Genomic DNA, 9,917 nt, shown 5'->3' on the forward strand with positions numbered 1-9,917 from the left:
ACGCGCCGGCAGCGATTGAGGGAGGGTCGGGCTCCGCCTGCGCCTGTCTGCACAGCGGAGCCCGGGAGGATCAGTTTGCTTTGATCTCGGACACCAGGCGCGAATAATCACGCTGTGCGCCGCCGACATCGCGCAGCTGTTCGAATTTTAGCATTTCCTCAGGCGACATGCCCATGTTCGGGAACGTCTCTATGAGGGAGGCATCAACACCCGACATCGCGGGCTCGTTGGGGACTTTGTAAAGGATGTTCTCTGCCGCCCATCGATGGTTTTCGGCGTCCAGGATGTAGTTCACAAAGTCATAGGCGGCCTCTTTGTTTCCGGAGGCTTTGAGGATCACCATCGTATCGACCCAGAGATCGGAGCCTTCGGACGGGATCGTGTATTTAATGTCTGCATTTTCACCGATGCCGTAGTTGCACCAGCCGTCCCAGGCCTGCACCAGTTCCGCTTCGCCGGAGACCAGTTTGGCGTAGAATGTAGTGTCGTCATAGGCCAGCAGGGTTCCTTTCGCGTCGATCAGCAGATCGCGTACTTCGGCCATTTTCTCGCTGTCGGTCTCGTTCACGGAATACCCGAGCGCAAGTTGTCCGGCCGCCAGCAGCCACCGGTCTGTCGCCAGCATCGTGGTTTTGCCGGAGACGTCTTCCGCGGGTTTCAACAGGTCGTTCCAGGACGTCGGCGTGTCGACAAGGTCGGAGCGGTAGCAGAGCCCGGTCGTGCCCCATGCGTAAGGAACAGAGAATGCGTTGCCCGGATCATGCGGCAGTTCGGTGGCCTCGGCATAAAGGTTCGCGATGTTGGGGATTTTTTCGTGGTCGAGGTCTTCTGTGAGCCCGAGATTGTGAAGCACTTCGGCAAAGGGCGAGGAGACAAATACAACGTCATAGCCGACCCCCTTTGACGCGATCAGCTTGCCCATGATTTCTTCGTTCGTGGCATGCAGCACCAGTTCGGCGGTGTGACCGGTTTCGGCATTGAAGCTGTCGATGGCATCGGCGGCCATATAGCCGTCCCAGTTTGACACGGTCAGCGGCTCTGCGAGGGCGGGCATGCCAAAGGCAGTGAGTGTTGCGGTCATCCAGATACTGCAATGCAGTTGGTAGCGTTTCATGGCGGTGATCTCCTTGGAAGGTCTGTTGGACTGTCAGGGATGCAGGCCCTGAAAATTGACTTGCGATTCTATATGACCGCTCTAGGGTCAGTATTAATGATACAAATTATACGTCAATTTGTATTTATGGTCTTTTTTCGTCGTCGCGGAATAATCGCCGGTGCGGGCCGCCGGATTTTTGCAGGGCAGGTTTAAATGATGCCGGTATCGCGCAGTAACACGCGCCAGAACCACTTTAAACTGGCCCGCCAGATTACAGAGATTGTGCTTGAGCGCGGATTTGCCGAGGGAGATCACCTGCCGGAAGCCATGCTCTCGCAGGCCTGCGGTGTATCGCGTACACCAGTCAGGTCAGCTTTTAAAATACTGGAAGATAAGAATATAGTGCGTCGTCGTGAGGAGGGCGGGTATGTTCTCAACCAGCCGCCGGAGAAGGTTGCTGCCGACAGCGCAGCGGTACCCGATGATATGGAGGGATCCCTTGCAGAGCGTATTCTTTCTGACAGAGCAGAGCGCCGGATTGCGGATGTACATTCTGTGAGCGCACTTTCGCGACGTTATAGCAGCTCGCGTTCATCGGTACTAAATGCGCTAAAAATACTGTCCTCAGACGGAATTGTCACTCAGTTGCCAGGGCGGGCATGGGCTTTTCAACCTATGCTGGATACCCCGAACGCGGTCGATGAGAGCCTTGCCTTCAGGCTGGTACTGGAGCCACAGGCCATTCTTGCGACAGGCTTTCAGGTGGACAGCCAGAAAATCGGTATCATGCGCCAGCAGACCGAAGAATTTCTTCAGCGCCCTGATGGCAAACTCAGCTCAGCGACGTTTCTGCATCTGGATTGCGCCTTTCACAGCTTTATTGCGGAGAGCTCTGGCAACCGGTTTGCGCGGGGCGTACTGCTGGCCCACCAGCGGCTGCGGCTGTCAACGCAAAAGGATGTAAGCATCGCCGATTTCCGGCTGCGCCAGTCGCTGCAGGAACATCTGGGCATCCTGGACAGCCTCGAGAGGATGCAACTGCAGCTTGCAGCCGATCAGATGGTTCTGCATCTGCGGCGCAGTCAGATCCGCAAACCTCAGGCGATTAGCCGTGGCTTTCGGCCTCCCGGTCTGGGAGTTGCCCCGTGAGCAAACCCGTCATAGCACTTTTTCCCGAAGCAAGTTTTGGCTCTGCGCTGAACTGTGTGGGCATTGCACAGCAGCTTCTGCGCGAGGGGGCGGTACCGGTTTTTCTCTGTCATCCGGGCTTTAACGGTGTCTTTGCCGAATACGGGTTCAGAGAATACCAGCTGCCGGCGACCGCTGCGCCGGGCCCGCAAACCGACGAGACCTGGCAGGATTTCGTCACCGCACATGTTGCGCATTTCAACCAGGATCCGACGGCACAGCTCTCCACCTATGTTGCGCCCACGTGGGAGGCGATTGTCGATACCGCGATGCAGGCCGAAGAGGGTCTTGAACGGTTGCTGAAACGCATAAAACCTGCGGGCATTGTGCTGGACAATGTCATTATGTTTCCCGCCATTGCCAATGCCGGCATGCCCTGGGTGCGGGTCGTGTCCTGTACGGAAACCGAAATACCGGATGAGAATGTGCCGCCCTATCTTTCCGGCATGGCCGCTGATGATCCCGCGCGCCCGGAATTTGAGGCGGCCTATCTGGCGGCGACGCAGGCGGCGCACCGGCGGTACAACGCTTTCCGGCGCGACTGTGGTCTCAGCGCTCTGCCGCAGGGTCAGTTTCTGGAAGCGTCACCCCGTCTTAATCTGCTGCTGGCGCCGTCGGCTATCCGGCATTCGCGACGCACACCGTTGCCGGCTGAGCGTTTCGTCTTTCTCGAAGGGTGTGTCCGCAAAGAAGCGCAGTTCGACCCGCCGCCCTTGCCGGTCAACGAGGGTCCGCTGATTTATGTGAGTTTCGGCAGTCTCGGCGCAATTGATACGGATCTGATCTCTCGCATGCTCAGAACATTTGCACAGTACCCTGCGCGATTTTTTGTCAACGTGGGCGCGTTTCTTGAGAGCTACAGCAAGGTGCCGGATAATGTTTTTCTCGGAAGCTGGTTTCCGCAGCCGTCGATTGTGTCGCAGGCGGATCTTTTTGTTCATCACGGCGGCAACAACAGTTTCTGCGAAGCAATGTTTTTTGGCGTTCCGTCGCTGATTATGCCCTATTGCTGGGACGGCCATGACAATGCGACACGCGCAGAGCAGACAGGCACCGGTGCGCATATGCATCGCGATGACTGGAGCCCGCAGGAACTGGCCGGCAGGATGACGGCCTTGCTGGCCGATGACGTAATGCTGACCCGTCTGCGGCAGATCTCGGTAAGGATGCAGGCGACGCCGGGCACACAGCAGGCGGCCCGGTCGATTTTGAAGGTTCTCTGACCGCAGCTTGGCGCCCGGATTTCCGTGCAGAATTCGTGTTGTATGGCGTGAGATTGCGCCACGCACTCTTTCAAGCGGTCAGAAAGTGGTGGCGCTGACAAAATGGCTTTTGTCAGGACGCCGTTACTTCAGGCACTGGCCGCTGAACCCGTGGAAATTTTACAGTAAGATCACAACTCACGACCGTCTGCGTCAGAGGTTTACCGGAGGCGTGGTCACCGAAGTCAGCGTCGCCGTCGCCAGCAGGATCAGGCAGACGGCCACCGCCTCCACTGCGATGGAACGGCGGAGCCTGTGGGCGGAACCCGGTGCGCCGGATGCAAGATCCGGTACCAGCCGCCACTTATTCCGGGCCGCCAGCAGCATCAGCCCTGCAACAACAGCCAGTTTGACCAGCAGGGTCCGGCCGTAGGCTGTGGTGAAAAGCGCGCTGGCCGAACCGGTCATCAGCCATGCGAAACCCAGTCCCGCAATACCCAGTGCAGCCACAGTGAAAACAGCGATCCTGCCGAAGCGGTGCAGAAGCTCTGCCCCGCTCCTGTGACGCGTTGCGACACTCAAAGGCGCCAGCGCCCCGACCCAGAAGGCCGCAGCAAACAGATGACAGGTGAGCAAAAGCGCGAGGCCCCATCGCGGATCACCCAGAGAATGACCGACAAAGGTAAAAGACGCAGCGACCAGAAGCGCCCCGACGAGAGCGATATATTTCCCGGCCGAGGTTTTCAGCGCCAGGGCAAGGATCAGAACCTCGCCTCCAGCGCGCCATGTGGCCGCTGTTCCGAGCGGGCTTTCCCAGACGATCCCAAGCATCACCGGATCGATCGCGCCCGGCACGCCCGCCCCGGATATCCGGGCAGCACGGATGCCGAAGCGCAGAGCGAGAACGATCAGACCGGTAAGGGCAGCGGCAAGAGCGACCTGGCGCGCAAGACGCCGGGCATCTGCCGGCGCCGCGGGGAACACGGCCACAAAAAGCGGCCCGCCCATGGCCAGCAGAGCAGCGCCGTACCCTGCAGCTTTCGCGGCGATTGCGGTGATGGCCCAGGCGTCGACCGGCGAAAGACCTTCCACGGCGGGATCAGTCAGAAAGCGTAAAGCTGAACGTGCCCTGCATCGGATGCCCGTCGGCTGAAAGCCCGCGCCAGTCGACCGTGTAGGTCCCGGCTGGCAAATCACCGGGCGGGCGCGCGCGGAATTCACTTACCGGCTCCATGCCCGTCTCGCGGTCAATACTGACCGGTCCCTCAGGTCCTGTCATGGACACGGCGGTGACGCGCATCGGATCGTCAAATGCTATCGCGATAATATCCACCGCGTCGATGCTCGCCGCATCGGCCGGAGTGGTTTTTTCCGCTTTCGAATGCGCGAGTGCCCCGGTCACAGTTACAGCTGACATGATTGCGGCGAGGGTGATCTGTCTCATTGTCTCTTCTCCAGTGCATCGTGCTGTGCCCTTATTTCCCCAGGCCAGGTGGACTTAATGTAACTCAGAACGGCAATGATTTCTTCATCGCTCAGCACGTCTTCATAGGCCGGCATACCGGTCGCGAAATCCGGGTCGCCGATGATTTCTGCCAGCCCGTACTTGGTCAGCCGGAAAAGAGCGTCGCCGTCATGGTGCCATGTGTGTCCGGTTGCATCATGCGGCGGTGCCGGACGCAACCCGTCGTCTCCGGGCACGCGCCAGTCGGGCTGGCCCTGCAGGTTATCGCCGTGACATGCGCCGCATTCAGATGCGTAAACCTGCGCGCCCAAGGCCACGACACCGGCATCCCGGTCGCGAAGCACCACAGCCTGCGACAGGTTTTCGGGGTCAGTGGCGCCGGCGATGCCCGTCCATCTGGTCGTGAGAATTGCAGCGACAAGCGCTGTGGCGGTTAACAACGCAAAGGCTGTTGTGGATGTTTTCATCGGATTGTCCTCTCAGAGAAAATGCGCAGGGCATCCTGCCCGCTGTGCTTTCGGTGGTGAACTCAGCCACGCCCGGTGCAGGGCGGGGCATTCATCACACGGAGCGGGGCGGCTGCGGAGGAACTGACAGATTAATGCCTGTAAGCCGGAAATCACGGCAGACCGCCGTGTCAGCTGCTGTGGCAGAGGGGCTCGCGCCCGAACCCACCGGCGGCAGAAGGGCCGGCGGAATGTGACAGCTGTGTGCACTGTCGGCGGCAGCATCACAGCAGGGCGGGATATCGTCAGCCATCTCTGCCAGATGAATGTGATCTGTGCCGGTGCCGATCTGGGCCGCGTCGGGCGTGCCGGAGAAGACAGCCGAAACCAAAAGTGTCAGGGTCAGAAGAAGGCGCAGGAGCATCATGGTGCATGTCTACGAATTCTGCAGGCAGCAAGGCAAGCCGGAAAGGTGGCGCATGCCGTCGCAGAGGGTCAGTGCTGATGTGCGTCTTTTCCGAGGGCTATCGCCAGGTGATGGGCGCGGTGATGATCCTGGCTGGCCATCAGGCCGAAAAACCCGAGCCCTTTGATCCGCGCGGTTGTCGCAGGGTCGCCCGAAGTAACGCGCAGTGTCACGCCCTGCGCGGCAGTTGTAACCTCAACAGACCACAATGGGTCGGCCTCAAGCTGCGCTGCATGCGCCGGCACCATACGCGTGAGGGAGGCCAGTGTTTCAGCGTCACCGGTGGCAAACGCGCTTATCCCGCCAGGCAGATCGGTTTCAGTCACAACCGCGCGGGTTACCAGCCGGTCCATATCCACCAGATGATCCCGCAATGCGGCAAGACTGACCGTGGACCAGTCAGTCGCCGGATCGGCTTCAAGCAGGCGTACCACTTCTGCGAGGGCGGCAAAAGCACCCTGGCCGGGCTCTGTCAGTGCCGCCCCGCCGGACGTATGATCAGGTGGGGTTTTGCAATGAGCATGATCGCCCGCCTTGGTGCACCCGTGCCCGGAGTGGGTCATTTCCGCCGAGGCGATCGACGACCCGGCCGTCAGCGCCAGCGCAATAATCAATATCCCTTGTCGCACAGCAATTTCTCCCGATATTGTTTGCTGCAGTGTACCGGACACGTGCTTTATCGCGTATGATATATGTCATGTCGGACTGGCGGATTATTTTCACTGATACAAGGGAACATGCTCTGGCCCGCGGCGCAGTTCTGTTCCGGCGGGACGACCCGGTGCGCTTCATGTATCTGGTGCAGTCGGGATCGGTCGCTCTTGAACGGGCGATGGCCGACGGAACAGCGCTGACACTGCATGTGGCGACGGCGGGCGATGCCCTGGCCGAAGCGTCTCTTTTCGCGGACACCTATCATTGCGATGCCGTCGCGCGAACAGACGCCCGGGTCGCCAGGCTGACACGTGCGGATTTTCTGACCCGCCTGAAGCGCATGCCTGACGCAGCCCTCAGTCTTATCGGGACACATGCAAAGCAAGTGCAGTCACAACGCGCGCGCATCGAAATTCTCCGGCTGCGGCGCGTGTCAGACAGGCTTGACGCGTGGCTGGCGTTGCATGGCGCGCCTGAAAAAGGACAATGGGTCAGGGTAGCGGACGACATTGGAGTATCGCAGCCGGCGCTGTACCGCGAACTGGCCCGCCGACGCCGAAAGCCGGGCGCCTGCTGAATGCCTGATCGCTCAGCTGCGCGTGCCGGATGCGCCGGTATGTCAGTCATGTCAGGAATCGCGACAAGGCAGGCGAAACGGTGCGTGGCCCCGCAAGGTACAATCAGCAGCCGGAGGGCCGAGCAATGCACCTGATCGCTCCAGCGCGCAAAAGGCCCGCGCCCGCCATGACAAAGCTGTGATTGCATGTCGCCGCTTACCGGTTCGGAATCCCCGCATGATGCCCTATATTCACAGCAAGCGACGGCCCGACGCAGGGATCGGCCACTCACAGCCACGACAGGAGACAGCTTCATGACAGATGTTATTGCCACCCGCCGCACTTTGCTCGCCTCCGCAGGGGCGCTGATGATGACCGGTGCGTCCGGGCTGGTTATGCCCGCCCGCGCTGCGGGATTTGCCCCGACACCTTCGATGCGGGGCGGGTCCAATAACTACCGCCCTGGCGCGCCGGTCGTGGACAGGATCGGCGGCGGCGGTTTCTGGATGACGGGCAGTGTTCGGCGCGCAGGTGACGGGGCGCCGCTTGCCGGCCAGCGCATTCAGATATGGGCCCATACAACCGAAGGCCACGAGCGCGATCCGCAAAGCCACGGCGCCACGCTGACCGATGAAAACGGGATGTTCCGCCTTGAGATGCCACAGATTGTGCCTGCCTTCGGGCAGCCGCACGGGCATCTTGCTTATGACGATGACGCCTATAAAACCGTGTTCCTGCGTCCGGTGATGGCGAGCGCGAGTGACACCAGCCTCAATGTGGAATTCATCCTGCAGCCGGCCTGATCAGCATGGCAGATGTCCGAACGCCGACGGCCCGCTGTCTTGCTGTCTGGACGTGTCTGTTTCTTGGGGTGAGCGTACCTCTGGCGCTGGCGGCGGCTTCGCCGTTGCTGGCCTGGCGTGATCCGGTTTATATCCTCGCCGGGTTCGCGGGGATTGTGGCTATGTCACTGCTGCTGGTGCAACCGCTTCTGGCGCGGGCCAGGTTACCCGGGCTGAACGTTCGGCAGAGCCGGATCGTGCACCGCGCGACAGGCGCAGCCCTTGTCGCCGGTGTTGTGGTCCATGTCACCAGCCTTTGGGTCACCAGCCCGCCGGATGTTGTGGATGCGCTCCTGTTCCGCTCGCCAACGCCGTTCTCGGCCTGGGGCGTGATCGCCATGTGGGCTGTTTTCGCTTCTGCAGTGCTGGCAGTTTTCCGGCGGCGCCTGCGTCCTCGGGTCTGGCGCGCGGCGCATCTGGGTATGGCTCTGGTGATTGTCACGGGAACGGTTGTTCATGCATTACAGATCGAAGGCACCATGGAGACGGTTTCCAAGGTGGCTTTATGCGCTCTTGTGATTGCCGCGACCATAAGTGTTTTTGTCGCCCGGACCCGGGCGGCAGCAAGGTAGCCCCTTATATTTTCCAGTCTGCAAGCAACTGATGAAATCTTTGGTACCCGGGACGGTGACGGAATTCGGCGTATTCGTTTTGTCGGTCGCTGCTGCTATGGGAGAGCCGCCGGCGGGCAAGGGTCTGGGGAACGCTTTGTTGCAAACCCCTGAAAGATGACGGGCACTCGCTGACGCGGGCACATCAGAGTTTACTGTCCGGCGCTGAGAAAAGTAGAGGTTCAGGTTTCATCGTCTTCGAGCGGTGGGCAGGTCAGTCGCAACGTAATTTCAAAAAAGTAATGCAGTGCGACAGGCAGCAACGAAAGCGTTGCGACCCGCGTGCTCAGCGGCGCATCCAGAACAAGCAGGGTTTCGTTTACCGCGATCACCATGATGGCGACCAGCGCGTACATCATGAGCAGGTGGCGCCGGAAGCTCATGGGCACGCGGGTGTCGTCGGTAACAGGTGCAAAACGATCAAGAATATCGGTGTCGCCGCGGATGCCAAGCACCATCAGGCCTGCATATGCCGCGCAGCACGTGCTGATAATTCGCTGGCTCACCGATGGGTCGGCGTACCAGATCTGAAATGCCAGAACTCCCAGTATTATCGTCATCGCCCGAAAGAACGTCTGACGTGCCTGGCCAAAGACCCTGCGTTGCCGCCGGACCGTTCCCGGTAGTGTGCCCCAGACCTGAGCGGCCTGAGCGAGGACCGCTGCCCAGACAAATGCGGTCGCCTCAGGCGTGCCTGCTGCCCTCAGGGCTGTCCAGCCGCCAAGGAAAACAGCCGGCATCAGCAAGCGGCCCGTCGATACCGGGGGAAGATGGCTGAGCAGCAGCCACAGCAGCATTGAAAAGCGTTGCAGCGGGTTCATGCTTAAAAGGCTAAACTGCGGCTGTGGCAGGACTGCGGCACATTCCGGGACATTCCGCGGCCGCCATTTCGGTGCCGGGCGCGGGTTGACGAGAGACCTTTCTGGTGGCCTTCTCCGGACATTAGGAGAAATCGCGACAGTCTGACCGGCGCGCGCTTCCTGCCCGCTGGGATTTCGGCGCTGGTGAGAAACCTCAGCTTGTCCGGGCGCCGTTTCCGGCCGTTTTTCAGAGTTTCGCCCCGTTGGCGCGCTCCGGATTCACTTGACGCCCACAATGCTATGAAATAAACCCGGAACTCGCTGCGCGGGCGTTGTGTAGTGGTAAGACCTTAGCCTTCCAAACAAATGATTGATCTTTCCGCATCATTCATTTTCGTTCCATATCATTATTTTTATTGACTTAAATTGTCTTTGGCTTTCCTGTTGTTTCGTATCTTTTCCGATTAATACCGACAAAAAGCCGACAAAATGCCAAAGCTCACAGAAACCTATGCAAAGAAGCTTCCGCACTCGTTAGAGGGGACGCAGAAGTACTGGGACAACGAGATCAAGGGGCTGGTGCTCTTTGT

At 59.8% G+C, this 9,917-nt stretch carries 12 protein-coding genes; 5 read left to right on the forward strand and 7 right to left on the reverse strand.

All coding sequences use genetic code 11. The features are described from left to right. Nucleotides 1-70: 70 nt before the first annotated feature. Nucleotides 71-1,114: a spermidine/putrescine ABC transporter substrate-binding protein gene (locus Q0M35_RS04735; RefSeq protein WP_295313069.1), complete on the reverse strand. Its 1,044-nt coding sequence runs from the start codon at nucleotides 1,112-1,114 to the stop codon at nucleotides 71-73. A 195-nt stretch (nucleotides 1,115-1,309) separates the two neighbouring features. Between Q0M35_RS04735 and Q0M35_RS04740 the strand changes: the two genes are divergently transcribed. Next, on the forward strand, nucleotides 1,310-2,245 hold the full coding sequence (locus tag Q0M35_RS04740) for a GntR family transcriptional regulator (RefSeq protein ID WP_295313070.1): 936 nt from the start codon (nucleotides 1,310-1,312) through the stop codon (nucleotides 2,243-2,245). Further along, nucleotides 2,242-3,507, forward strand: a complete 1,266-nt coding sequence (locus Q0M35_RS04745; RefSeq protein WP_295313071.1) for a glycosyltransferase — start codon at nucleotides 2,242-2,244, stop codon at nucleotides 3,505-3,507. Before Q0M35_RS04740 ends, Q0M35_RS04745 begins: the two co-directional genes overlap by 4 nt. Nucleotides 3,508-3,699: 192 nt before the next feature. On the opposite strand, the gene Q0M35_RS04750 is transcribed toward Q0M35_RS04745, so the two are convergent. The 5 genes from Q0M35_RS04750 to Q0M35_RS04770 all read right to left on the reverse strand — a co-directional run bounded on the left by Q0M35_RS04750 (nucleotide 3,700) and on the right by Q0M35_RS04770 (nucleotide 6,492). Next, nucleotides 3,700-4,578, reverse strand: a complete 879-nt coding sequence (locus Q0M35_RS04750; protein WP_295313072.1) for a CopD family protein — start codon at nucleotides 4,576-4,578, stop codon at nucleotides 3,700-3,702. 7 nt (nucleotides 4,579-4,585) lie between these two features. Then, nucleotides 4,586-4,930, reverse strand: a complete 345-nt coding sequence (locus tag Q0M35_RS04755; RefSeq protein WP_295313073.1) for a copper resistance CopC family protein — start codon at nucleotides 4,928-4,930, stop codon at nucleotides 4,586-4,588. Continuing rightward, entirely contained in the window at nucleotides 4,927-5,418 is a 492-nt protein-coding gene (locus tag Q0M35_RS04760; protein ID WP_295313074.1) for a c-type cytochrome, read from the reverse strand. Before Q0M35_RS04760 ends, Q0M35_RS04755 begins: the two co-directional genes overlap by 4 nt. A 94-nt stretch (nucleotides 5,419-5,512) precedes the next feature. Next, a complete protein-coding gene (locus Q0M35_RS04765; protein WP_295313075.1) occupies nucleotides 5,513-5,824 on the reverse strand; it encodes a hypothetical protein in 312 nt (103 codons plus the stop codon). Between the two features lie 68 nt (nucleotides 5,825-5,892). Then, a complete protein-coding gene (locus tag Q0M35_RS04770; protein ID WP_295313076.1) occupies nucleotides 5,893-6,492 on the reverse strand; it encodes a hypothetical protein in 600 nt (199 codons plus the stop codon). Nucleotides 6,493-6,560: 68 nt separating this feature from the next. On the opposite strand from Q0M35_RS04770, the gene Q0M35_RS04775 reads away from it, so the two are divergent. From Q0M35_RS04775 to Q0M35_RS04785, 3 genes are all read left to right on the forward strand, one after another. After that, the gene (locus Q0M35_RS04775; protein WP_295313077.1) at nucleotides 6,561-7,094 is read left to right on the forward strand and encodes a Crp/Fnr family transcriptional regulator; all 534 of its coding nucleotides are present in this window, start codon (nucleotides 6,561-6,563) and stop codon (nucleotides 7,092-7,094) included. A 294-nt stretch (nucleotides 7,095-7,388) separates the two neighbouring features. Next, nucleotides 7,389-7,877 carry a twin-arginine translocation pathway signal gene (locus Q0M35_RS04780; RefSeq protein ID WP_295313078.1) on the forward strand — a complete coding sequence of 163 codons (489 nt, stop codon included), beginning with the start codon at nucleotides 7,389-7,391 and terminating at the stop codon, nucleotides 7,875-7,877. A 5-nt stretch (nucleotides 7,878-7,882) separates the two neighbouring features. Further along, nucleotides 7,883-8,488 carry a ferric reductase-like transmembrane domain-containing protein gene (locus Q0M35_RS04785; protein WP_295313079.1) on the forward strand — a complete coding sequence of 202 codons (606 nt, stop codon included), beginning with the start codon at nucleotides 7,883-7,885 and terminating at the stop codon, nucleotides 8,486-8,488. Between the two features lie 221 nt (nucleotides 8,489-8,709). Here the strand turns inward: Q0M35_RS04785 and Q0M35_RS04790 are convergent, their stop codons facing one another. After that, the gene (locus Q0M35_RS04790; RefSeq protein ID WP_295313080.1) at nucleotides 8,710-9,348 is read right to left on the reverse strand and encodes a hypothetical protein; all 639 of its coding nucleotides are present in this window, start codon (nucleotides 9,346-9,348) and stop codon (nucleotides 8,710-8,712) included. Nucleotides 9,349-9,917 lie beyond the last annotated feature (569 nt).

Origin of the sequence: Roseobacter sp. (genome assembly GCF_024639605.1) — a bacterium.
Classification (GTDB): Bacteria; Pseudomonadota; Alphaproteobacteria; order Rhodobacterales; family Rhodobacteraceae; genus Roseobacter.